This window comes from Litorihabitans aurantiacus (assembly GCF_030161595.1).
In the GTDB taxonomy this organism is placed as follows: Bacteria; Actinomycetota; Actinomycetes; order Actinomycetales; family Beutenbergiaceae; genus Litorihabitans; species Litorihabitans aurantiacus.
The window spans coordinates 1103114-1126893 of sequence record NZ_BSUM01000001.1; the positions used below are offsets into that span (position 1 = coordinate 1103114).

The following is a 23780-nucleotide window of genomic DNA, read 5'->3' on the forward strand; positions in this document are numbered from 1 at the left end:
GCGGAAGGCGAGCAGCGGTCACATGGCAGAGGCGATCATCTCGTTGCGCGGGGTCTCGAAGGTGTTCCCGGGGCGACACGGGGCGGTGACGGCGGTCGACGCCGTCGACCTCGACGTGCACGAGGGCGAGATCTTCGGGGTCATCGGGTACTCCGGTGCGGGCAAGAGCACGCTGGTCCGGTTGATCAACGCGCTCGAGCGCGCGACCTCCGGGACGGTCACGGTGGCGGGCACCGAGCTGACGCGACTGAGCGAGCGGCGGCTGCGACCCGTGCGGGCCGGCATCGGGATGATCTTCCAGCAGTTCAACCTGCTGACCTCGCGCACCGTGGCCGGCAACGTCGGGTACCCGCTGCGGGTGGCCGGGGTGGGCCGGGCGGAGCGTCGGGCGCGCGTCGCGGAGCTGCTGGAGTTCGTCGGGTTGTCGGACAAGGCGAAGGTGTACCCGAACAAGCTCTCGGGCGGCCAGAAGCAGCGCGTCGGCATCGCCCGCGCGCTCGCGACGTCGCCCCGCATCCTGCTGGCCGACGAGTCGACCTCCGCCCTCGACCCCGAGACGACCGCGGACGTCCTGGCGCTGCTGCGGCGCGTCAACGCCGAGCTCGGCGTCACGATCGTCGTCATCACGCACGAGATGGAGGTGGTGCGCGCCCTGTGCCACCGCGTGGCGGTGATGGAGCGGGGGAGCGTGGTCGAGGTCGGTGACGCCTACCAGGTCTTCGCCGCTCCGGAGCACCCCGCGACGGCGCGGTTCGTCGGCTCGTCCCTCCACGACGTCCCCACGACGGAGGTGCTCGAGCGGCTGCGGCGCCGACACCCCGGCCGGCTGGTGCTGCTGCGGATGCAGGCCGACGGCGGGGCGTCGGGCTACCTCACCCGCACGCTGCGCGAGCACGGGGTCGAGGGCACGATCATCTTCGGCGGGATCACCGAGATCGGTGAGCGGCCGTTCGGCTCCCTGACGCTCGAGATCGTCGGGGAGGGCGCCGCCGTCGACAGGTTCGTGGCCGACGTGCGTGCGCGCGCCGGGGCGAGCGACCTCGGGACGGCGGCGGCGCCGCTCGCCCTCCCGGCGCACGCGGGGGTGGCGCGATGAACTGGGAGGAGAACGGCGACGCGTTCCTGCTCGCGCTCGCCCAGACCGGCTACATGGTCTGGTGGACGATGCTCGGCGGCGGTCTGCTGGGACTCGTGCTCGGCGTCGGGCTCTACGTGACGCGCGCCGGCAACCTGCTGGGCAACCGCGGCGGATTCACGCTGCTGAACGTGTCGGTCAACATCATCCGGCCGATCCCGTTCATCATCTTCCTCACGGCGATCTACCCGCTGACCAAGGTCGTCGTCGGCACCACGCTCGGCACCGAGGCGGTGACGTTCGCGATGATCCTGATGGCGGGGTTCGCGTTCTCGCGCCTGGTCGAGCAGAACCTCGTCAACCTCGACCCCGGGGTGATCGAGGCGGCGCGGGCGATGGGTGCGGGCCCGTGGCGCATCATCGTCACGATCCTGATCCCCGAGGCGCTGGCGCCCCTCATCCTCGGCTACACGTTCCTCTTCGTGGGTGTGCTCGACATGTCCGCGATGGCTGGGTACGTGGGCGGCGGGGGATCGGCGACTTCGCCATCGTCTACGGCTACCGGCAGTTCGACTGGCCGCTGACGGCGTTCGTCGTCGTCGTGATCATCGCGATCGTGCAGGTCGCGCAGCTGCTGGGGAACGCGCTCGCGCGGCGGGCGCTGCACCGCTGATCCACCGGAGCCCTGACGACCGCCGCGCCGGCCGCTACGCTGCGCCGGCGCGGTCAGGGCAGCAGCGGGCCGGTCGTCCGGGTCATCGCGATCAGGGTGCGCCGCAGCTCGTCGTAGGCCCCGGCGTCGGTCCTGCTCCACAGGAGGGCGCCCGTGGCGCCGTCGGCCGCCTTCGTGACGACCTGCACGCGCACCGGGTCGAGACCGTCGTCCTCGAGCCGGACGCGCCACGCCTCGTCGTCCATCCGGACGTGCTCCTCCACGCCCGGGCTGCTGCCGATCATGCCCATGAGCGTGACCTTCTCGCGGGCGCGCTCCCCGTCTGCGAGGTCGTCGAAAACGGCGGCCACGTAGGCGCGTGCGAGCCTGCCGGGCTCACCCTCCGGCTCGGCCAGCAGCGCGTGCTCGACGGCGGCGTCGAACTCGGCGAGCAGGTGACGCATGACGGCGACGAGCAGCTCCTCGCGCGTGGGGAAGTGGTGCAGGAGCCCACCCTTGGAGACCCCGGCGGAGCGGGCGATCACGTCCAGGCTCACGTTCACGCCCTGCCGGCTGATGGCGCCGCCGGCGGCCTCCAGCAGGCGGGCGCGGGTCCGGGCGGCGTCGCGGCGTGGTCCGGGCATCGGGCGGCTCCTCACGGGGCGGGCGCTGTCGGCGGGGTGGACGGCTGTGCGGCGGCCGGTGTGGCCGGACTCACCACCCTAGGGGGTTGAAACTGCTAACCGTCCAGACGGTAGGTTAAAGCCATGAGCACGACCGCCCTGCACCCGACCCCCGCCGCCCTGTCCGACGCCGCCCCCCGCGCCACCCGGCGCGACTGGTGGGGACTCGCCGTCCTGATGCTCCCCGTGCTCATCGTCTCGATCGACAACACGGTGCTGAGCTTCGCGCTCCCGTACATCGCGCTGGACCTCCAGCCCACGGCGGCGACCCAGCTGTGGATCGTCGACATCTACCCGCTCGTGCTGGCCTCCCTGCTGGTGAGCATGGGCAACCTCGGCGACCGGATCGGGCGCCGCCGCCTCCTGCTGATCGGTGCCGTCGGGTTCGCGGCCGTCTCCGTGCTGGCCGCCTACGCGACGTCGGCGGAGATGCTGCTGGTCGCCCGCGCGCTCCTCGGTCTCTTCGGTGCGGCGCTGATGCCGTGCACGCTGTCGCTGCTGCGCGGGATGTTCCACGACCGGACGCAGCGGCGGCTGGCGATCGCCGTGTGGGCGACCGGGTTCGCCGCGGGCGGTGCGATCGGCCCGGTCGTCGGTGGCTTCCTGCTCGAGCACGCGTTCTGGGGATCGATCTTCCTGCTGGCGCTGCCGTTCCTGCTGCCGCTGCTCGTGCTCGCACCGATCCTCGTGCGCGAGTCGCGCGACCCCGCCCCGGGACGCTTCGACGTCGCGTCGATCCTGCTCTCGATGGCGACGTTCGCCCCGATCGTGTGGGGCATCAAGCACCTGGCCACGGTCGGCGCCGACCTCGCGGGCGCGGCGGCGTTCGCCGTCGGGCTCGCGGCCGGGACCCTGTTCGTCCGTCGCCTCCTGCGCCAGCGCAACCCGCTGCTGGACGTGCGCCTCTTCGCCGTGCCCGCCTTCACGGGGTCGGTGCTGGTGAACCTGCTGAGCGTGTTCTCGTTCGTGGGGCTGCTGTACTTCCTCAGCCAGCACCTGCAGCTCGTGGTCGGGCTCGGTCCGATGCACGCGGGTCTGGTCCTGGTGCCGGGGACGGTGGCGATGATCGTGGGTTCGCTCCTGGTGGTGCGGATCGTCCGGCGCGTGCGCCCGGGTGTGCTGATGGCCTGCGGCCTGACGATGGCCGGGCTCGCGTACGTCGTGTTCGCCGTCACCGGCGGCCACGCGAGCCTGCCCGTCATCGCGGCGGCGTTCGCGGTGCTCAGCATCGGGATCGGCAGCGCCGAGACGCTGTCGAACGACATCATCGTGGCGGCCGTCCCGCCCGCGAAGGCCGGCGCCGCCTCGGCGGTGTCCGAGACCGCCTACGAGCTCGGCGCCGTCCTCGGCACGAGCGTCCTCGGTGGTGTGCTCGCCGCGAGCTACGCCGCGAACCTGGTGGTCCCCGCCGGGGTGGCGGCCGACGACGCCGCGCGGGCGGGGAGACCCTGGCCGGCGCGCTCACCGTCGCCGACGGCCTGCCCGCCGACGTCGGCGCGGTGCTCGCGGAGTCGGCGCGCGCGGCCTTCGACTCCGGTGTCGTGACGACGTCGCTCGTCGGCCTGGTGCTCGCCGCCGGCGCCGTCGTGCTCGCGCTGTCGTCCGTGCGCGGTCGTCAGGTCTGAGACGTCAGCGCGCGAGACCCTCGACGACCTCGGCGCGAGGCCAGGAGGCCAGCAGGTCCCCGGGCAGCAGGAGCTTGGACGTGCGCAGCCCGCTGCCGATCAGCGCCTCGCCCTCGGCGACGAGGGAGTCGAGCAGGATGCGGTAGCCCTCCGGCAGGCCGAGCGGCGTGATTCCACCGAACTCCATCCCCGAGTCGGCCACCGCCTGCTCGGTGGGCAGGAAGGACGCCTTGCGCACGTCGAGGAGGCGCTTGATCGTCGCGTTGACGTCGGCCCGGGTGGTCGCGCGCACGACGGCGGCGGCCACCCGCTCCTCGCCGGCGCGTCGGCCCCCGACCAGGACGCAGTTCGCGCTGATCGCCAGGTCGAGCCCGTAGGCGTCGGTGAGAGCCTGCGTGTCGGCGAGCTCGGGGTCGATGAGCGCCACGCGAACCTCTGTCGCAACGCGCGGTTCGTGCGCGGCCCACGCCTCGAGCGCCGCGCGCACCGGCGCGGCGACGGCGTCGGGGTGCTCGAGCGCCGGCGTCCAGTCGAGCGGGGCGGGGGTGGGGCGGTGGTCCTGATCCGTCATCCCCCCAGCCTGCCCGATCAGCGCTGGTAGGTCGCCGTGAGGGTCGCGCGTGCCAGGGTGCGGAACAGACCGGTGAACGCGACCGCCGTCGGGCTCGCGTCGGGGTCGAGGTCGAGCGTGTCGACGTCGAGCGCGTGCACCGCGAACACGTAGCGGTGCGGCCGGTCGCCGACCGGGGAGCGGCGCCCGTGTACGCGTGCGACCCACCGTCGTTGCGCACGTGGAACGCGGCGCCCGGGAGCATGAGGTCGCTCGCGCCGGCGTCGGCCTCGAGCTCGGTGGTGTCGGCGGACAGGTCGAGCACGGTCCAGTGCCAGAAGCCGGCGGGCGTGGGGGCGTCGGGGTCGAAGCAGCTGACCACGAAGCTCTGCGTCTCGGGCGGGAAGCCGGACCACGCCAGGTGCGGGGAGCGATCACCCCCGTGCGCGACGAAGTCCTCCCCGAGGGGCGCGCCCTCGATGAGGTCCCGGCTCGTCAGCTCGAACGAGGGGACGGGCGGGAGCTGGTCGTAGGGGGCCGGCGCGACCGGTCGCGAGAGATCCACGCCGTCAGGCTAACCCCGCCGGGCCGAGCCCGCCGGGGGTGACCCACGACGCACGCCGAACCGCGGAAAAAGCCGGGTCGTCCGACCCGGAGGTCCGTAGGATGGAGTCATCACCCCGCGCGTCGACCTGGTCCGCTCGAGGTGGTCACCCCCTCGTCCACGCCCACCGGCGTGACATCGACGCGCGCCGCGAACCGGCGCCACGCACCACGGAAGGAGGTCAGACCATGACGACCACGCACCCGCGACCCGGGCACGGCCAGCGGTCTGCCGTCCGCCGCCTGCTCCGGACCCTGGGCGCCCCCGGCGCCGAGGCGTACCGCGACAGCATGCAGCGGCGCGAGCGGTACGCCGTCGGGCTGCTGAGCAGCTACGTCGCGCACCGCAGCGGCCACGAGCGCTGAGCACGCCGCCACCCGCACCTGCACGAACGCCCCCGTCACCTCGCAGTGACGGGGGCGTTCGCGTCCGTGGGGCCGGCGTCCTACCAGCGGTCGTGGACCGCCCCGCGCAGGTGGGCGTCGTAGGTCGCGCGCACGACGGCGTCGAACGCCTCCACGTCGAACCCGGATCCGGGCTCCAGCAGCGCGGCCGCCGCGGCGTTGGCGCGCGCCTGGGCCACCGAGCGGGCACCGGGGATGACCGTGCTGACGCCGGGGCGCGAGGCGATCCAGGCGAGCGTCGCCGCGGGGAGGGGCACGCCGTCGGGCAGCGCCTGCGCCAGCGCGGCCGCGGCCTCGAGCCCGACGGCGTAGTCCACGCCCGAGAACGTCTCGCCCTGGTCGAAGGCCTCGCCCCGGCGGTTGTAGGTGCGGTGGTCGTCGGCCGCGAAGGTGGTCGCGGCGTCGTAGCGGCCGCTGAGGAGACCCGAGGCGAGCGGCACCCGGGCGACGATCCCGACACCCGCGGCGGCCGCGGCCGGGACGACCCGCTCCAGCGGCTTGAGCCGGAACGGGTTGAGGATGATCTGGACGCTCGCGACACCCGGCCGCGCGATCGCGGCCAGCGCCTGGTCGCAGGTCTCGACCGACACGCCGTAGGCGGCGACGGCGCCGTCGGCCACGAGGGCGTCGAGCGCGTCGTAGGTCGCGCCTGAGTCGATCACCGCGCTCGGCGGGCAGTGCAGCTGCACGAGGTCCAGGGTCTCGACACCGAGGTTGCGCCGCGAGCGGTCGGTCCAGGCGCGGAAGTTCGCGGGCGTGTAGCTCGACGGCTCCTGCGGGGCGCGGCGGCCCATCTTGGTCGCGACCGTCAGGCCGTGCCCGGGGTGTGCCGCGAGCAACGTGCCGATCAGCTGCTCGGACCGGCCGTCACCGTAGACGTCCGCCGTGTCCAGGAACGTCACGCCGTCGGTCACCGCGGCGTCGAGGACGGCGAGTGCGTCGCCCTCCTCGACCTCGCCCCAGTCGGCGCCGAGCTGCCACGTCCCCAGGCCGATCGCGGACACGCTCCGACCGGCGCGGGACAGGGGTCGCTGCTGCTGCAGCTGCTGCATGGGGAACTCCTCGTGTGGGGGTTGCCACGATCGGGTGCCAGGCCTGTAATGTGAGGCTCGGTTGCAGTGAATCGCACGTCTGAGCGCCCCCAACCCTCGTGGTGAGGGGCGTTGTCTTCACCTGAAGGATAGGCGCCGGGCACCGTGGCTAGGGCCCGACGGTCGGGTCCGGCACCTACTCGAAGGAATACTCATGACTGACGGAACCGTGAAGTGGTTCAACGCCGAGAAGGGCTTCGGCTTCATCACCCCCGACGACGGCGGCAGCGACGTCTTCGCTCACTTCTCCGCGATCGTGGCTGACGGCTACCGCTCGCTCGAGGAGAACCAGCGCGTCTCCTTCGAGGTCACGCAGGGCCCCAAGGGCCCGCAGGCCTCGAACATCACCGCCATCTGAGCCACTCGCTCGGAGCATCGCTCTGCCGGGCGCGAGCCCGGCACTGAGCACCACGACCGCGGGGTCGGACGCATCGCGTCCGGCCCCGCGGTCGTCTGCGTCCCCGGTGCGAGGGCCGACGTCGACGGTGACACCGAGGGGCGACCTCGCAGGTAACGGACGGGCAACGCGCCGGTAACGCGCAGGGCGGAGACTGTGCCGGGCGCCACGACGGCGTCCGCACCGGCCGGGGGTCGCGTGGGCCGGAACCAGCACTGCGTCCCGCTCACCGCCCGCCGGAACCCAGGTGGCGCGTCCGCGCGGGCCGCAGCACCACCTGAGAGGGAACGGATGAATCGACGCATCCTCGGGGCGGGTCTGACACTCGCCTCGATCACGGCCCTGGCGCTGGCGCCCACCGCCATCGCCACGGCGGCACCGGTGCCGATCAGCGGCACGGTCACCACGGCCGCGCTGCCGGACGACGACGGCCTGCCCTACCCGCGGCAGACACCGCTGCCCCCGCAGCCGTTCGACCCGGCCGACCGCTCGATCGCACGCGGGGCCATCCCGTTCCACGAGATCGCGCCGCGCGTCAACGGCTGGCTGGGCAGCGAGTACGTCTCGGCCGAGATCGTGGGCGAGTCCACCCAGGGCCGACCGTTCTACCTCGTGACGATCACGGCGCCGGAGACGGCGGAGCAGAGCGCGCAGCAGGACGCCTGGCGCGACGCGATCAAGCACGACTCGGCCGCCGCGGCCACCGACGCCGCGCTCGCCGCCGGCTACAAGAAGCCGATCTGGTTCAACAACAACATCCACGGCAACGAGTGGGACGGCACCGACGCCGCCATCTCCTACGTCGAGGACCTGCTCGACCGCCTCGACGCTGGAGACCCCGAGGCCCTCGAGCTCGTCGAGGGCTCCCGGCTCTACGTCACCCTGAGCAACAACCCCGACGGCCGGGTCAACGGCACGCGCGCCACCGCGCTCGGACTCGACCCGAACCGGGACTTCATCACCAACACGACGCCGGAGACCGCCGTCGTGCGCGACCTCACGGCCGACATCCAGCCGCTGTTCTTCATCGACATGCACGGCTACACCAACTACCTCCAGGTCGAGCCCACCGGTCCGCCCCAGGGCGAGAACTACGACCACGACCTGCTCATGCCGCACGCCTACGCCGCGGCCCTGCAGATCGAGCAGGACTACCTGGCCGAGTTCTCCGGCTCGGGCTTCCCGCTGTACAACGGCGGCATCCGCATCCCCTACCGCGACACCCCGTCCGGCTGGGACGGCTTCCCGCCGATCTTCACCGCGCAGTACGTGCAGTTCCAGGGTGCGATCTCCTACACCGTGGAGCTCGGGCCGGGCCGGACCAACCCCGCGAACCCCACCGAGGACGCGCGTCGCCTCGAGCACAACCGCGAGGTCGGCCACCAGGTCCTGGACTCGACGCTGGACTACATCCAGGCGAACGAGGCCGAGCTCATCGAGAACCAGATCGAGATCTTCCGTCGCGGCGCCGCGGGCGAGCCGCTGCGCGAGATCCCGGCGAACCCGGATCCGGCGAACTACCCGGGCCCGGACCAGTGGGCCGCGCTCTGGGACGAGGCCGACGTGACCGGCACCGAGTTCCCGCGCGCCTACCTCATCCCCGCGGGCGAGCGGCAGTCCTCGCGCACCGACGCGGCCCGGCTCGTGGAGCAGCTGCTCGCGCACGGCGTGGAGGTGCAGCGCACGCAGGCCGCCACCACGGTCGACGGCGTGGACTACCCCGCCGGCACCTACCTCGTGGACATGCACCAGCCGCTGCGCGGTCTCGCGAACGTCCTGCTGGCCGACGGCAGCGACATCACCGACAAGGTGCCGACGATGTACGACATCTCCGCCTGGTCGCTCGGTCGCCTGTGGGGCGCCACCGTCGACCGCATCGGCGACACCGGGGACCCCGCGCTCGCCGTCGCGACCACCCCGGTCGACGGCGTGGAGCTGACCTCGCAGGTCGCCGACTCCGCCTACCTCGCGCTCCGGCTCGAGGGCGTGGCCGAGGTGCGGGTGCTGAACGCGCTGCTGAACGCCGGCGTCCCGATCTCCTCGGTCGGGGACGGCACCTACGTGATCGACCCGTCCGGCCGCACCGCGGCCGTCGCGCTCGCGAGCGAGTTCGGCGTCGACCTGGCGGCCACCGACGGCGATCTGCCCGACGGCGCCGCGGGCGTCTCGGCGCTGCGCGTCGGCTACACCGGCAGCAACGGCAGCGGCGACACGTTCCTCGCGCTGTCGCAGATGGGCTTCGTGGACCCGGTGTTCGTCAACAACACGTTCACCGACTACGACGCGATCGACGTGCTCTACCTCGGGTCGAACCTCGCGTTCAACACGAGCGAGGCGCAGGTGGCCGGACGGACCGCGCTCGAGGCGTACCTCGCCCGCGGCGGGGGCCTGGTGGGGGCGTCGGGTCCGGTGACCACGGTGGGCACCACGTTCGGGGTCTTCGACGCCACCCGCGTCACCGGCCGCAGCGACGCCAACGGCATCGTCGAGGTGGACACCACGACCGACGGGCTGCTGTCCGGCACGTCCGAGCCCGCGGCATTCTTCTCCTCGCCGAGCTACTTCACCGGCCTCGGCGAGAACGTGCGCGTCGAGCAGACGTGGGGCACCTACCTCGCGGGCCACTGGCGCTCGGCCACGAACGCCGCCACCCCGGTGCCCGTGCCCGGACCCGTCGAGTTCGCGGGGCAGCCCTCGGTGATCTCCGCGGTCGGCGAGAGCGGTTCCCGCGCGGTCGCGTTCGCCACCAGCCCGCTCTACCGCACCCACCCGACGGGTGCCTACCCGGACGTGGCCACGGCGCTGCTGTGGGCCGGTCCGGAGGGCGAGGGCGTGTCGCCCCCCACGGGCGTGTCGTTCGTCGACGTCACGCCGAGCACGCAGTTCTACGAGGAGATCTCGTGGCTGGCTCAGAACCGGATCTCCACCGGGTGGGAGCTGGAGGACGGCACGCGCGAGTTCCGTCCGGTGACGCCGGTGGCGCGCGACGCGATGGCGGCGTTCCTCTACCGCCTGGCCGGTTCGCCGGACTTCGAGGACCCGACCACCTCGCCGTTCACGGACGTCTCCACGGACAACCAGTTCTTCACGGAGATCGCGTGGCTGGCGGAGTCGGGGATCTCCACGGGCTGGGTGCAGGCCGACGGCTCGGCGCAGTTCCGGCCGCTGGAGCCCATCGCGCGGGATGCGATGGCGGCGTTCCTGTACCGCTTCGGCGACCTGCAGGGCAAGGTCGACGGCGCCCCGGCGCCGGCCACCTCGCCGTTCGCCGACGTCTCCACCGACAACCAGTTCTACGCGGAGATCGCGTGGCTGGCGGAGAACGGGATCGCGACCGGGTGGGACGGGGCCGGCAACGACGGGACCAGGGTCTTCCGCCCGCTCTCGCCGGTCAACCGCGACGCGATGGCGGCGTTCATGTTCCGCCTGCACCACCTCGGGCAGGACGTCTGATCGCACGGTGATCGACGTCTGATCCGATCGCGACGGCGGGGTCCACCTCACCGGTGGGCCCCGCCGTTCGTCCTACATCTCCTGGACGCGGAACAGCACCCCGTGCGCGACGCCGAGCGGTTCGCCCTGCCCCGCCGTCATCCCCGTCACGAACGGGCGGGCCGGCGGGTGCTCGGGGATCGCCTCGAGGTAGACGCGGTGCGCGGCGAGCGAGGCGATGCCGCGCTCCAGCGGCTCACCGGTGACGTCGACCCCGTGCGTCGGACGGGAGTGACCGCCGACGAGGAGGGTGTGAGCCGCCCACGCCTCGAGGCCGCTCTCCCGCAGCTCGGGGAACATCCACGGGTTGTCGGCGTCACGCACCGCGTCCACCGCGGCAATGCCGCACACGCGGTGGTCGACGTGGTTGAGGCCCCAGGGCGCCTCGACCTCCCACGAGCCCGTGACGACGACGTCGGGACGCACGTCCCTGATGACCCGGGCGATCTCGCGCCGCAGGTCGAGCGTGGGTTCGAGCGCGCCGTCGGGGAGGTCGAGGAAGCGCACGTCGGTGACCCCGACCGCCTCCGAGCCCTCGATCTGCTCGCGCGTGCGCAGCACCGCGGTCTCGGCGGGCTCCATCGAGCGGATGCCGGCCTCGCCGCGCGTGAGGAGCAGGTAGGTCACCTCGACGCCGGCGGCGGTCCAGGCGGCGACGGCGCACGAGGTGCCGTACTCGGCGTCGTCCGGGTGGGCCACCACCACGAGCACGCGGCGAAAGGCGGAGGAGTCGAGCAGGGGGAGGGTCGGGGCGTCCATGACGCCACGCTACTCATCGGCGCCACTGCTGCGGCGTCGTTCAGAGCAGGGCGAGCGCCTCGTCCCGCGGACCACCGGGAGGGCCGACCACGAGCAGGACGACGTAGAGCGCCACGACGGCGATCGCGAGCCCCCGGCGAGCGGAACCGGGTGGCGCAGCGCCCAGCGCAGCGCGCGGTCGTGCCACCGGCGGTCGCGGGGGTGCCCGCTCTCGGTCAGCCGCCAGGCGCCCTCGAGCCGGCCGCGGCGGTCCAGGACGCGCTCGGTCGGGAGCGTGGCGAACGGGACGACCGCGCTGCCGACGGCGAGCGCGCTGGTGAGCACGGGCCAGCGCTGGTTCAGCGCCACGACGAGCGCCGTCGCGGCGTAGCAGAGGAAGACCAGGCCGTGGATCGCGCCGCCGATCGTGACCGCGACGTCGAGGTCGGCGGTGGCGCGCAGGACCATCCCGCCGATGAGCAGCGCCCACGAGACCATCTCGGCGAACGCGAACGTGCGGAACAGGCGGCGGGGCGTGCGGAACACCGGGGTCCTCTCGTGGGGGGTGGACCTCCAGCCTACGGGCGACCGCGGGTCCGGCGTGTCGTGCCACGGCGTGTCCACGCGGGTGCCCCGCACCGGCGCGGATCCACGCCTCCCGGGCAGGTCCTCGGCGTTGACAGCCCGATGTCGTACCCCTGTACTAGACATCTTCCATCGAACACGTGTTCGCTCGGGAGGGGATGGAGATGAGGTCGGCGGTGCTGGAGGACGATCGCGCGCAGCGGCTGGAGCGGGTGCGCGCTGCCCTGGAGCAAGCCGAGACCGCCTCGGGGCTGCGGCCGGTGGCGTGGGGGCGCAGCGGTGTCGCGGCGGCCCCCGTCGTGGCGAGGCCCGAGGGTGCTGAACGTGTCGAGGCGCGCGAGGAGGACGAGGTCGCGGCACCCAGCATCCTCCCGTCCGACGCGAGCTGGCTCCCGGCCCCGCCCGCCCTCGCGGCGCTCCTGCCGCACGGCGCGGTGCGCCGCGGCAGCGCGCTCGTGGTGGAGGGCTCCACGGCGCTCCTGCTGCACCTGACGGCGGCGCTGACGTCCGACGGCGCGTGGTGCGCCCTGGTCTCCCACCCCGACCTGGGGCTCGCCGCCGCGCTCGACACCGGTCTCGACCCCGCCCGCTGCGCGCTGGTCCCCGATCCGGGGCCCGACGCCGCGGGGGTCCTGGGCGCGCTGACCGACGGGTTCGACGTCGTGGTGGTGGGAGAGCGGGTCGCGCTGGGTGAGCGGGACCGGCGGGCGCTCGCCCAGCGCGTCCGACACCGCGGCGCCGTGCTGCTCAGCGCCCGGCCATGGCCCGGCAGCGAGGTGACGCTCACGGTCACCCGTCGCGCCGGTGGTGGGCTGCGCACCCACGGGCGCCTGGTGTCCGAGGACCTCACGGTCACCAGCAGCGGGCGCGGGCTGGGCGCGGGGCGGACGCGGCGCGTGCAGATCGGTCGGGTCGGCGGCGTCACCGGTCTCGTCGAGCTCCCCGCCGTCCTGCCGGCCGCGCCGCCCACCCCGCCGACGGATCTGCTCGAGCGGCGGGCCGGCTGATGGCCTCGCTGCCCGTCCCCGAGCGCACCGCCGACGGTGGCTCGCGGTCGTCAGGAGCGACGGCGGCGTCGGTGGCGAGGCCGCCGGAGCGGTCGCCGCGGCTCGGCGTCCTGTGGGTGCCCGACTGGCCCGTCGTGGCCGCGGCCGCCCAGGAGCAGCTGCCGTCCGAGCTCCCGGTGGCGGTGCACGACGCGCGGGGAGTCGTGGCCGCCTCCGCCCCCGCCCGGGCGCTCGGGGTGCGGCGGGGGATGCGCCGTCGGTCCGCCCAGGAGCTCTGCCCCGAGCTGGTCCTCGTCCCCGCCGACACGGGCAGGGACGTGCGCGAGTTCGAACCCCTCGTCCAGGCGTGCGAGCACCACGTGGCCGACCTGGAGGTGGTCCGCCCCGGCATGGTGCTGTTCGCCGCCGGGGGCCGGCCCGCTACCGGGGCGGTGAGGAGGCGCTCGCGGACGCGCTGGTCGGGGTGGTGGCGGACGAGACCGGGGCCGAGTGCCAGGTCGGCGTGGCCGAGGGATACCTCACCGCGGTGCTCGCCGCGCGCGAGGGTGTGCTCGTCCCGGCAGGGCGCTCGCAGGAGTTCCTGGCCGGCCGCGACGTGCGCACACTGCTGCACGCCGCCACGACGAGGGAGGCGAGCGCGGCCTGGACCGACCTCGTGGAGCTGCTGCGCCGCCTCGGGCTGCACACGCTGGGCGACGTCGCGGCGCTGCGCGGCGGCGACGTGGCCGCACGGTTCGGGGGCTCGGGTCGCAGGCGCACCGCCTGGCCCGGGGGCTCGACGCGCGCCGGCCGGTGGTGCACCGGCCCGACCCCGACATCACGACGGCGGCGACCCTCGACCCGCCGGCCGAGCGGATCGACACGGCGGCCTTCACCGCGCGCCGGCTCGCGGAGGAGCTGCAGAACCGTCTCCTGCGCCGCGGCGCGGTGTGCGCCCGGCTGGAGGTGGCGGCCAGGGCCACGACCGGGCGCGAGCTGGTGCGCACCTGGCGCATCGACGGCGCGCTCACCGCGAGCGAGCTCACCGACCGGGTGCGGTGGCAGCTGGAGGGGTGGCTGAGCGGGCGCAGCGGGCGGGCGCCGAGCGCCCCGCTGGCCCGGATCGAGCTCGTCGCGCGCGAGGTCGGACCGGCCGGGGCGGCCCAGGACGGGCTGTGGGGTCGTCGCGCCCGGGGCGAGGTGCAGGCCGGGCGGGCGGCGGAGCGCGTGCAGGGGCTGATCGGCCCCGAGCGCGTCCTCGTGCCGGTCCCCGAGGGCGGGCGCTCACCGCGCGACCGGGTGCGCGCCGTCGTGTGGGGTGACGAGAGCACCGGGCTGCGGCGGACCGACGCGCCCTGGCCCGGGCAGATCCCGCCGCCCTACCCGAGCATCGTGCCGCTCGAGGCGCGCCCGGCCGCGCTGCTCACCGCGGCGGGCGAGCTCGTCGTGGTCGACCCTCGCGGGCACCTGAGCGGTGCGCCCGCGCAGCTGCGCGTGCCCACGCCGTCGCCTCCTGGTGCCTCGGTGCCCGGGGGGCCCGCGGTGGTGGGCGGCCCCGGTCGCCAGGTCGGGCTGGGGTGGTTGCGGCCGGGAACCCACCCGGTCGTGGCGACGGCCGGCCCGTGGCCGGTGACCGAGCGGTGGTGGGGGCAGCGCCGCCGCGGTGCGTGGGTCCAGGTGGACACCGATCCCGGTGGTGTGGTGCTGCTGTGCTTCCGGGAGGGGTCGTGGTGGGTGGAGGGCGTGCATGACTAGCGCCGGGAGCAGGGGGAGCACCAGCACGGTCGTGCCCTACGCCGAGCTCCACACCCACTCCGCCTTCAGCTTCCTCGACGGCGCGAACCAGCCCGAGGAGCTCGTGGCGGAGGCGGTGCGTCTGGGGCTGTCCGGGCTCGGGCTGACCGATCACGACGGTCTGCACGGGGTCGTGCGGTTCGCGAGGGCGGCTGCCGCGGTGAACCTGCCGACCGTCATCGGGGCCGAGCTGGGGCTGGCGGCCGCCACGGAGCGGACCGGCGTCCCGGACCCGGACTCCACCCACCTGGTGGTGCTCGCACGTGACCCCGAGGGTTACGCCCGCCTCTCACGGGCCATCGCCACGGCCCACCTGGTGACGGGTCGCAAGGGGGTGCGCGACTACGGGCGCGCCGTCGGGCTGGACCCGCTGGAGGTGCTCGCGGAGCAGGCGGGGGCCCGTCGAGCAGCCACTGGCTCGTGCTCACCGGGTGCCGCAAGGGGCCGCTGCGGCGTGCGCTCGACCCCGACGGCTCCGGGCGGGTGTGGCACCCCCGCGCGGCGGGCCGGGAGCTGGACCGGCTGGTGGCGCTCTTCGGACGCGACAACGTCGCCGTCGAGCTGACCGACCAGGGGCGACCGACCGACGGCGAGCGCAACGCGATCCTGGTCGACCTGGCGCGCACGGCCGGTGTCACCGCCGTCGTGACCGGCGGGGTGCACGCCGCCCGCCCGCGCGACGCCGCGCTGGCGGACGTGCTCGCCGCCGTCCGCGCCCGCTCCTCGCTCGAGGAGATCGACGGCTGGCTCCCGCCCCACCCGGCCCACCTGCGCAGCGGCGCCGAGATGCTCGCGCGCCACGCGGCGCACCCCGAGGCGGTGGCGGCGTCGGCCCGGCTCGCGCAGGAGTGCGCGTTCAGCCTGGACCTCGTCGCCCCCAACCTCCCGCCGTTCCCGGTGCCCGAGGGGCACACCGAGGCGACGTGGTTGCGCGAGCTGACCCTGCGGGGCGCGCGGGAGAAGTACGGGCCCCGGCACGACGCCCGCCACCCCGACGCCTATGCCACGATCGAGAAGGAGCTCGCGCTCATCACCCGGCTGGACTTCCCCGGGTACTTCCTCATCGTGGCGGAGATCGCCGACTTCTGCCGCCGCTCCGGCATCCTGAGCCAGGGGCGGGGCAGCGCGGCCAACTCGGCGGTGTGCTACTCGCTCGGCATCACCGCCGTCGACGCGGTGCAGCACCGGCTGCTGTTCGAGCGGTTCCTGTCCGACGGGCGCACGGGACCGCCCGACATCGACCTCGACATCGAGTCCGGGCGCCGCGAGGAGGCGATCCAGTTCGTCTACGACCGCTACGGGCGCGAGTTCGCCGCCCAGGTCGCCAACGTGATCTCCTACCGGGCGCGATCGGCGGTGCGGGACTCCGCGCGCGCGTTCGGCTACGACGTCGGCCAGCAGGACGCCTGGTCCAAGGGCATCGAGCGCTGGGGCAACCTGCGCGGGAAGGGACCAGCGCAGCCCTGGTGGCACGGCGACCCGGCGGTGACCGGGCGGGCGGTGCCGGGTGCTCCTGCCGGGACGCCGGCGGCGCCGTCGGCCGCGTCGGCCGGGCCGGCCGGCCCGGCCGCGGGCCCCGGTGGGTCCGCGGCCGCCGCCGTGCCCGCACCGCGGGAGAAGGGGTCGACTCGCACGACCCGCTGCCGCCGATCAACGGTCCGGCCACCGCGGCCGACCTCGCCGAGATCCCCGAGCACGTCCTGGACATGGCCGACCGGATGCTGCGGCTGCCGCGCCACCTCGGGATCCACTCCGGCGGCATGGTGATGTGCGACCGGCCGGTGATCGACGTCTGCCCCGTGGAGTGGGCCACGATGCCCGGGCGCACGGTGCTGCAGTGGGACAAGGACGACTGCGCGGACGCCGGCCTGGTGAAGTTCGACCTGCTCGGGCTCGGCATGCTCACGGCGCTGCGGCTCGCGTTCGAGCACGTGGCCGAGGTGGAGGGTGTCCAGCTCGCGCTGCACTCGCTGCCGCAGGAGGACCCGGCGGTCTACGAGATGCTCCAGAAGGCCGACACGGTCGGGGTGTTCCAGGTCGAGTCACGGGCCCAGATCGCGACGCTGCCCCGCCTCAAGCCCATGCGCTTCTACGACATCGTCATCGAGGTCGCCCTCATCCGCCCCGGTCCGATCCAGGGCAACTCCGTGCACCCCTTCATCCACCGCAAGAACGGCCGGGAGCCGATCACCTACCTGCACGAGAAGCTGCGCCCCGCCCTGGAGAAGACCCTCGGGGTCCCGCTGTTCCAGGAGCAGCTGATGCAGATCGCGATCGACGTCGCGGACTTCAGCGCCGCCGAGGCCGACCAGCTGCGGCGAGCCATGGGCTCCAAGCGCTCGCGCGACAAGATGGAAGCGCTGCGGGGGCGGCTGCTGCAAGGCATGACCGACGGCGGTATCGGGGCGGACGTGGCCGAGCAGATCTACGACAAGCTCCGAGCCTTCGCCGACTTCGGCTTCCCGGAGTCGCACGCGTTCTCCTTCGCCTACCTCGTCTACGCCTCCACGTGGCTCAAGGCCCACCACCCCGAGGCGTTCTACGCCGGGCTGCTCGGTGCGCAGCCCATGGGGTTCTACTCGCCGAGCTCGCTCGTGGCCGACGCGCGCCGGCACGGCATCCGGGTGCGTCGCGCGTGCGTGGTCGCCTCGCGGGTGCACGCGCACGTCGAGCGCGCCGGTGCTCGTCCCCGCGGTGACGACGGCAGTGGCGGCAGCGACGGCGCTGGCGGTGGGGACGGCGTCGGCGAGGTGCGGGGCGTCCGGGGGCTGCGCCCGCGGCCCACGTTCGCGCACGAGACCTGGATCGAGGACGCCGCACGCCTGTCCGCGCGTGGTGCGGACGCCCCCACGTGGGACGACGGCGGCTCGGACGAGGTGCGGCAGGACGCCGGCGCCGGCACCGCCGCCGACCCCGAGCAGGACCCCGCCGCCGACGTCGTCGCCGACCCCGAGCAGGACCGCGCCTTCGCGATGCGCCTCGGCCTCGCCCCGATCCGAGGGATCGGCGAGGCCACGGCGGCCAGGATCGTCGCCGCCAGGGACGAGCGGCCCTTCGCCGACGCCGCCGATCTCGCATGCCGGGCGCGCCTGAGCTCCAGGCAGCTGGAGTCGCTCGCCACCGCCGGCGCGCTGCGCGCCTTCGGCGGCAGCCGCCGTCAGGCGCTCTGGGCGGCCGGGGCACTGGCCGGCGAGGCCGGTCGCACCCACCACGCCACCGGCGGCACGTGGGTGCAGGAGGTGCTCGCCGGGACCGCCGTGGGGGCGAGCGCCCCGGTGATGCCCGAGATGGACGCCGTCGAGACCGCCGTGGCCGACGTCTGGGCGAGCGGGCTCTCACCCGAGCACCACCCCACGCACTTCGCCCGTGGCCGCCTGCGCTCGCAGGGGGTGCGGCCGGTGAGCTCGCTCGTGGCCGTCGACGACGGCGTGCGGGTCGAGGTCGGCGGGGTCGTGACCCACCGGCAGCGACCCGGGACGGCGCAGGGTGTGACCTTCCTGGCCCTGGAGGACGAGACGGGCATGCTCAACGTCGTGTGCTCGGCCGGGCTGTGGGCCCGGCACCGCCGCACCGCGATCCGCAGCCGTGCCCTCGTGGTGCGCGGCACGATCGAACGCACCGACGGCGTGGTGAACCTGCTGGCCGACGGGATGCGGCCGCTGCGCCTCGCCGTCGCGACGTCCTCACGGGACTTCCAGTGACCGGCCGCCGGGCGCCCCGGGCGTCGCCCGAGCGAGCCTCAGGCGTCGTCGTCCGTGGCGGGGGCGTCGTCGTCGCGCGTGCGGTCGTGCTTCGTCCCGCGCCACCGCACGTTCTCACCGCGCACGGCGCCCGGGTCGTCCGCCCGCCGGGCCGTGCGCGAGCGACCCTTGAGAACCAGGTCCTTCGTCACGATCTCCTTGACGGTCGCGAGCTCGCCGTCGAGCGGTGCCTCCTTGCGACGCAGGCGGCTGTACACCGTCCACGTCACGGCGATGAGCGGGATGGCGACGATCGCCCCGAGCAGACCGCCGAGGAACGTCCCGGCCGTGACACCGAGGGCGACGACGACCGGGTGCAGCGAGACCTGGCGCCCCATGATCAGGGGCTGCAGCAGGTGCCCCTCGACCTGGCCGATCCCGGCGATGCCGAGCGTCACGATGAGCGCCTCGATCGGTCCGTTGGCCGCGAGAGCGACCACCGCGGCCACGATCATCGCGGCGGGGGCGCCGACCAGCGGGATGAAGGCACCGATCATGACCAGCACCGACAGCGGAGCCGCGAGCGGGACGCCCACGATGGTGAGGAGGATGTAGGCGAGGACGCCGTCGATCACGGCGATGATGACCGTCCCGCGGGCGTAGCCGGCGAACGTGTACCAGCCGGCACCGGCCGCCTCGTGCATCTTCAGGCGCGAGCGCGCCGGGAGCTGGTTGAGGAACCACACCCACATCGATCGTCCGACGGCGAGGAAGAACACCGTGGTGAACACGCCGAGGGCGAGGATCGTGAAGACCTCGAACACGCTCCCGGCGTTGCTGAAGACCGTGCCCGCGATGTCACCGCTGTGCTCGAGCAGCCAGCGCTGGCCGTCGGCGATCCACCCCGTGATGTCGTCGTTCGTGATGCTGAAGGGGAGCGGCCCGTTCTCGAGGAAGTCGAGGATCTGGGTGACGCCGGTGTTGAAGTCGCGGGCGAGGGTCGGTGCCTGCACGGTGACCGAGTAGACGACGTAGGTCAGCATGCCGAGGAACGTCGCCGCCGACAGGAGCATCGCCAGCGCCGTCGCGAGCGGCCGCGGCATGACCCGGGCGAGGAACGAGACCACGGGCTCGAGGACCGACGTGACCACCAGCGCGAGAAACACGGCGATGAAGACGACCTGCACCTGCAGCACCGCGAACACCACGATCGCGACGGCGGCGACCACGACGAGCATCCGCCAGGAGTAGCCACCCGCCCGGCGGAGCCACGCGGGAGTGCCGTCGCCGGCCCGGACGGCGTCCGGATCCATCCCCATCACGCCGGCACCCGTGACGTCGGACGTCCGGACGGGCGAACCCTGACGGCGTCGGGGTGCGGTCGAGCGCTGGGTCACGCCCGCCGTGCGACGGTGCGACTGCTGGCCCATGCGAGCGCCTCTCGTTGTCTGACCGGACGAACCTACGCCGTGACCGGCGGCGACGGAGGGTTCACACGCCGCCGTCGTACCCGACCTGCCGCCAGAGGTCGTAGACGGCGACCGTCGCGGCGTTGGCCAGGTTCAGCGACCGCAGGCCCGGGCGCATGGGGATCCGCACGCGCGACGTCACCCGGGGGTCGGTCAGCACGTGCTCCGGGAGCCCGGTGGGCTCGGGGCCGAACAGGAGCACGTCGCCGCGCGCGAGCTCGACCTGCGGCAGGGTCACGTCGGTCGCCGCGGTGAAGGCGAAGACCCGGCCGTCACCGGTCGCCGCCAGCGCCGCGTCGAGGTCGGGGTGCACGCTCACGTGCGCCAGGTCGTGGTAGTCGAGGCCCGCGCGCCGCAGGCGTGCCTCGGACATCTCGAACCCGAGGGGTTCCACGAGGTGCAGGTGCGCACCCGTCAGCGCCGCCAGCCTGATGGCTGCGCCGGAGTTGCCGGGGATGCAGGGCTCGAAGAACACGAGGTGGGCCAGCGGGTCCGACGCCGTCGGTGCTGCGGCTGCCGGGGTCGGGGCGGGGGGCGTGGCGGACATCGCTGAGATCGTACGCGCAGCGGGCGGGCGCCCCAGGCCAGGCTCAGGAGAAGAAGATCGTGCCGTACTTCAGCAGGATGCCGACGACCATGGCCGCCAGGAGAACGGCGGGGACGAAGAGATCGACGTCGAGCCGCACGAGCTTCCCGGCGATCGCCTGGGCGCGCGGCGGCAGGTAGAGGTTCCGCTCCAGCACGTTCACGTGGACCATCGTGAAGAAGGTGACGGTCGTGAAGACCGTGATCGTGAGGCACCACGGGCACAGCGCCCCGATGACGAACATGGACTGGAAGAACAGCCAGTACGCGAAGACCAGCCCCAGCAGGTAGCCGACGTTCGCGGCGAACATGAACCACCGGGGAAGCGCACGCCGGCGAACCCCGCGACGGCGATGGTCAGGACGACCGGTTCGGTCGCGAGACCGATGAAGGCGTTGGGGAACCCGAAGACGTTGGCCTGCGGCGAGACCCCGACCGCGCCGCACGAGATCGCCGCGTTGATGTTGCACCCCAGCTCGGTCTCCGGGTTCGCGGCGAGCAGGATCGCGTCGATCGACAGCACGGCCGAGGCGATCAGGCAGACGATCGCGGACAGACCCATCGTGGCGAACAGGAAGCGCCGGGAGTGGCGCAGCCCGCGGGGTCGCTCGGGAGTGACGGTCTCGGTGTCGGTCGCGGGGCTCACGGGACCAGGATGCAGCACGTCCGACGGCGACGCCGCCCGACGGACGGGCTCAGACGGGCCGACGGGCGACCGTCAGCACGTGCGTGTCCGGCCAGGGGAGGCCCTCACCGGTGCCGGGGTCGCGCAGGGTGGCACCCACCGACAGCCGGTGGGCGACCAGCCAGTCGTTGCGCCACGGTCCGCTCGCCGGCTCGAGCTCGAACCCGACCTCGGTCAGGAGCGCGACCCAGTCGTCGTACTCCATGTCGGTGAAGCGCTCGTGGCACTCCGAGAGCCAGTTGCGCCGGTAGTCGCGGGTGGTGAGGAACTCCATCGCGTCCCGCAGGGGAGCCGCGCGACGCCGGGCGCGACCCGTTCCGGTCGGCACCGGCCACCGGACAGTCGCGGGAAGTCGTGGGCGAACTGCGTGAGCGTCTGCGACGGCGTGAGTGCGGCCAGGTGCGCCTCGACCCGGTCGGAGTCCCAGCCGGTCATGTCGACGGCGCGGCCGGCGTCGTCGCCGTCGAGCACGAGGTCGACGACGCGCTCGCCCTCCGCGGGACCGAGCACGTCGGAGTTGATCCAGACACCACCGGGGGCCGTCTGGTCGAAGATCCGCTCCGCGAGGAGCCGGAGGTCGTCGCGGCCGCGGCCGTAGCTGGCGATCTCGTGGGTGAGGGCGATCGAGAGCGTCGTGTGCACCGACCGGGGCTCGAAGACGGGCGCGTGCAGCAGGTTGCGCTGGGCGAAGAACACGTTGGGGTTGGCGAACGCGCCCTGGTCGCGGCGGTGCTCGGCCTCGGCGACGAGCGCACGGGAGACGTCGATGCCGAAGAGGTCGGACTCGCCGAGGCGCGCCTCGCGCGAGGCACGCTCGAGCAGGCCGCCGGCGGCGCACCCGAGATCGACGACGCGTCCCGGCACCACGTGGGGCCGCACCTGGGCCCACTTGCGGTCCGAGCCGTCGTCGAACGACTTCGTGTACGTGGCGTAGTCGCGCGTGGAGGTCAGGTCGCCGTCAGCCGAGACCGTCGGGTCCTCGTGGGCGGTCCGGATCGCCGCCAGCAACCCGTACCGCTCGAGGTGCGCCAGCGCGGCGGGGTCGACGAGTTCGCGCCACCCGGCGGCGTCGCGCACCGCGAGCTCGAGCACGTCCCAGGGCCGCGCGGACTGCGGGTCCCGGGCGTCCTCCACGCCGACCACCCGGAACCCCGCCGCGCGGTACATCACGGCGACGTCCGGCGTCGAGCACGCCACGACGGTGGACGACGGGTCGAGCTCGACGCCGAGGTCCAGCCCGGCGCTGCGCACCACGGTGGTGGCGAAACGTGGGCTGCGGGCGACGTCGGGGACGGGGGTGACGAGCGAGGGCAGCCCCGCCGCAGCCGCCGCCAGCTCGATCATGGCCTCGCGACGGTGGCCGGGCACGGGGTTGCGCCGCGTGCCGCGGTGCGTCGCGGAGGTGATCGCCCAGACCACGACGGCGTCCTCGGCCACGCAGACGGGGGAGCCCCCGTCGTCGTGGGCGGTGCCCGCGAGGATCTCGCGCAGGCGCTCGACCTGGAACCGGGTGACGAGGTGGTGGCGGCCGGGGAACAGGACGTGGCGGATCGAGGTCACGAGGCGAGCATCGCACGCGGGACCGGTGGTGGCACCGGGGAGGGAACGAGCTCGATCCGAGACCCCACGGCGTTCGGGGGTCGATCGGGAGCTGTCGGACCTTCTCCATGTCAGCTGGGTGCTCGCTCGCAGGTCGATGAACCGCCACGGCGGGGTCGTACCGTTAGCTCGCGAGGACGCATACTCGTCCGACACGGCACGAGGCCGCGGCGGCGGTCGGTTGCACCGCCCAACTGGTAGGTGGAGTTCAACAGTGGCACCTGAGATCAGACGGAGGCGTCAACGCCTGGTGCTGCTGCCCGCCCTGGTCCTGGGTCTGTCGGGGTGCAACGCGTTCGGGACGGGCGAGGGTCACTACGGCACCTATCTCGACGAGGCCGAGCTCATCCTCGAGAACTCGAGCGTCGACCTCGAGCTGGTGGGGACCTGTGCTCGTCTCATCGCTGCCCCGGACAACCCCTGGGTCATCGCCATAGCCTTCCGAGACCCGGTCTCGGACGAGACGACCACCGGTGTGTGGTGGTTGACCGACCTGGACGAGCGTCCTTCGATCACGGTGGAGTCGTTGGACGACACCGCGCACTCCTACACCTCGTGGCCGAAGGGCGATCGGAAGATCGGCACCGAAGAGGGCATCAGGGGTTGCGCGATCGGGGAGACCGATCCGCCCCCACCCGCCTCCACCTACCCCGACGACTCCGAGATGGGCTAGCAGCGCCGGTTCTGGTCCTCTACGACAACGGATTCGGTTGCTGGATCCGTCATCACGGATACGACGCAGAAACGAGTGAACCCCCATCGCTGGGGGTTCACTCGTTCGCGGTGTCCTGAGACAACACAGTGTGTCCAGAGGGGGACTTGAACCCCCACGCCCGTTAGGGCACTAGCACCTCAAGCTAGCGCGTCTGCCAATTCCGCCACCTGGACAGGTGGTCCGCCCGACCGCCGGTCTCCCGGCCGCTTCAGGCAGCGGAGAAGACACTAGCACGCGGTTGGCGGCGCGACTAATCGGCGTCCTGGTGCGGATCGTGACCGGTCCCGGCCCGGTGTCGGGGGTCCGCACTACAGTGACGACGCGGCCCCGAGAACCCCTCGCGGGCCGCCACCTGCAGGTGCCGCACCGCC

General features: G+C 73.6%; 16 protein-coding genes, 1 tRNA gene and 6 pseudogenes. 11 read left to right on the forward strand and 12 right to left on the reverse strand.

Going from position 1 to position 23780, the window contains the following annotated elements; all coding sequences use genetic code 11:
• The first annotated feature begins 22 nt into the window (after window positions 1-22).
• Both QQK22_RS05135 and QQK22_RS05140 read left to right on the forward strand, forming a co-directional pair.
• Window positions 23-1096 (forward strand): methionine ABC transporter ATP-binding protein, encoded by a 1074-nt coding sequence (locus QQK22_RS05135; protein WP_284249921.1) that lies wholly within the window; start codon window positions 23-25, stop codon window positions 1094-1096.
• Window positions 1093-1748: pseudogene (locus QQK22_RS05140) on the forward strand (methionine ABC transporter permease). Before QQK22_RS05135 ends, QQK22_RS05140 begins: the two are co-directional and overlap by 4 nt.
• 53 nt (window positions 1749-1801) lie before the next feature.
• On the opposite strand, the gene QQK22_RS05145 reads toward QQK22_RS05140, so the two are convergent.
• On the reverse strand, window positions 1802-2371 hold the full coding sequence (locus QQK22_RS05145) for a TetR/AcrR family transcriptional regulator (protein ID WP_284249924.1): 570 nt from the start codon (window positions 2369-2371) through the stop codon (window positions 1802-1804).
• 123 nt (window positions 2372-2494) lie between these two features.
• On the opposite strand from QQK22_RS05145, the pseudogene QQK22_RS05150 reads away from it, so the two are divergent.
• Window positions 2495-4035: pseudogene (locus tag QQK22_RS05150) on the forward strand (MFS transporter).
• A 4-nt stretch (window positions 4036-4039) separates the two neighbouring features.
• Here QQK22_RS05150 and QQK22_RS05155 read toward each other — a convergent pair.
• Window positions 4040-4606, reverse strand: coding sequence for a YbaK/EbsC family protein (locus QQK22_RS05155; RefSeq protein ID WP_284249926.1), 567 nt, complete (start codon window positions 4604-4606; stop codon window positions 4040-4042).
• A 17-nt stretch (window positions 4607-4623) separates the two neighbouring features.
• Window positions 4624-5150 (reverse strand): annotated as a pseudogene (locus QQK22_RS05160) (YbhB/YbcL family Raf kinase inhibitor-like protein).
• 227 nt (window positions 5151-5377) lie between these two features.
• Here QQK22_RS05160 and QQK22_RS05165 point away from each other — a divergent pair.
• Window positions 5378-5554: a hypothetical protein gene (locus tag QQK22_RS05165; protein WP_284249927.1), complete on the forward strand. Its 177-nt coding sequence runs from the start codon at window positions 5378-5380 to the stop codon at window positions 5552-5554.
• An 80-nt stretch (window positions 5555-5634) separates the two neighbouring features.
• On the opposite strand, the gene QQK22_RS05170 is transcribed toward QQK22_RS05165, so the two are convergent.
• Entirely contained in the window at window positions 5635-6645 is a 1011-nt protein-coding gene (locus QQK22_RS05170) for an aldo/keto reductase (RefSeq protein WP_284249928.1), read from the reverse strand.
• Window positions 6646-6838: 193 nt separating this feature from the next.
• Here QQK22_RS05170 and cspE point away from each other — a divergent pair, with 193 nt between their 5' ends.
• Together cspE and QQK22_RS05180 are read left to right on the forward strand one after the other, a co-directional pair.
• Window positions 6839-7042 carry a transcription antiterminator/RNA stability regulator CspE gene (cspE, locus tag QQK22_RS05175; RefSeq protein ID WP_284249929.1) on the forward strand — a complete coding sequence of 68 codons (204 nt, stop codon included), beginning with the start codon at window positions 6839-6841 and terminating at the stop codon, window positions 7040-7042.
• Between the two features lie 330 nt (window positions 7043-7372).
• Window positions 7373-10534 (forward strand): M14 family zinc carboxypeptidase, encoded by a 3162-nt coding sequence (locus QQK22_RS05180; RefSeq protein ID WP_284249930.1) that lies wholly within the window; start codon window positions 7373-7375, stop codon window positions 10532-10534.
• 72 nt (window positions 10535-10606) lie between these two features.
• Here the strand turns inward: QQK22_RS05180 and QQK22_RS05185 are convergent, their stop codons facing one another.
• On the reverse strand, window positions 10607-11332 hold the full coding sequence (locus QQK22_RS05185) for a PIG-L deacetylase family protein (protein ID WP_284249931.1): 726 nt from the start codon (window positions 11330-11332) through the stop codon (window positions 10607-10609).
• A gap of 9 nt (window positions 11333-11341) precedes the next feature.
• Window positions 11342-11857: a DUF3817 domain-containing protein gene (locus tag QQK22_RS05190; protein WP_348525508.1), complete on the reverse strand. Its 516-nt coding sequence runs from the start codon at window positions 11855-11857 to the stop codon at window positions 11342-11344.
• A 179-nt stretch (window positions 11858-12036) separates the two neighbouring features.
• Here QQK22_RS05190 and QQK22_RS05195 point away from each other — a divergent pair, with 179 nt between their 5' ends.
• The 4 genes and pseudogenes from QQK22_RS05195 (at window position 12037) to QQK22_RS05210 (ending at window position 18377) form a co-directional block, all read left to right on the forward strand.
• Window positions 12037-12903, forward strand: a complete 867-nt coding sequence (locus QQK22_RS05195; protein ID WP_284249932.1) for a hypothetical protein — start codon at window positions 12037-12039, stop codon at window positions 12901-12903.
• Window positions 12903-13154, forward strand: a pseudogene (locus tag QQK22_RS05200) (hypothetical protein); the annotation flags it as partial. The gene QQK22_RS05195 and the pseudogene QQK22_RS05200, both read left to right, overlap by 1 nt.
• Window positions 13155-13695: 541 nt before the next feature.
• Window positions 13696-14637, forward strand: a complete 942-nt coding sequence (locus QQK22_RS05205; protein ID WP_284249933.1) for a DNA polymerase Y subunit UmuC family protein — start codon at window positions 13696-13698, stop codon at window positions 14635-14637.
• Window positions 14630-18377 (forward strand): annotated as a pseudogene (locus tag QQK22_RS05210) (PHP domain-containing protein). The gene QQK22_RS05205 and the pseudogene QQK22_RS05210 overlap by 8 nt, the downstream one beginning before the upstream one ends.
• 38 nt (window positions 18378-18415) lie before the next feature.
• Here the strand turns inward: QQK22_RS05210 and QQK22_RS05220 are convergent.
• The 5 genes and pseudogenes from QQK22_RS05220 to QQK22_RS05245 form a co-directional block, all read right to left on the reverse strand.
• Window positions 18416-19786 carry an AI-2E family transporter gene (locus QQK22_RS05220; RefSeq protein WP_284249934.1) on the reverse strand — a complete coding sequence of 457 codons (1371 nt, stop codon included), beginning with the start codon at window positions 19784-19786 and terminating at the stop codon, window positions 18416-18418.
• 61 nt (window positions 19787-19847) lie between these two features.
• Window positions 19848-20372: a tRNA (cytidine(34)-2'-O)-methyltransferase gene (locus tag QQK22_RS05225; protein ID WP_284249935.1), complete on the reverse strand. Its 525-nt coding sequence runs from the start codon at window positions 20370-20372 to the stop codon at window positions 19848-19850.
• Between the two features lie 43 nt (window positions 20373-20415).
• A pseudogene (locus QQK22_RS19205) lies at window positions 20416-20972 on the reverse strand (vitamin K epoxide reductase family protein).
• A gap of 133 nt (window positions 20973-21105) precedes the next feature.
• On the reverse strand, window positions 21106-21300 hold the full coding sequence (locus QQK22_RS05240) for a hypothetical protein (protein ID WP_284249939.1): 195 nt from the start codon (window positions 21298-21300) through the stop codon (window positions 21106-21108).
• On the reverse strand, window positions 21270-22655 hold the full coding sequence (locus QQK22_RS05245) for a class I SAM-dependent methyltransferase (protein WP_284249940.1): 1386 nt from the start codon (window positions 22653-22655) through the stop codon (window positions 21270-21272). The genes QQK22_RS05240 and QQK22_RS05245 overlap by 31 nt, the downstream gene beginning before the upstream one ends.
• A gap of 253 nt (window positions 22656-22908) precedes the next feature.
• Between QQK22_RS05245 and QQK22_RS05250 the strand changes: the two genes are divergently transcribed.
• The gene (locus tag QQK22_RS05250; protein WP_284249941.1) at window positions 22909-23367 is read left to right on the forward strand and encodes a hypothetical protein; all 459 of its coding nucleotides are present in this window, start codon (window positions 22909-22911) and stop codon (window positions 23365-23367) included.
• A gap of 131 nt (window positions 23368-23498) precedes the next feature.
• Here QQK22_RS05250 and QQK22_RS05255 read toward each other — a convergent pair.
• Window positions 23499-23582, reverse strand: a tRNA-Leu gene (locus tag QQK22_RS05255).
• Between the last annotated feature and the right edge of the window lie 198 nt (window positions 23583-23780).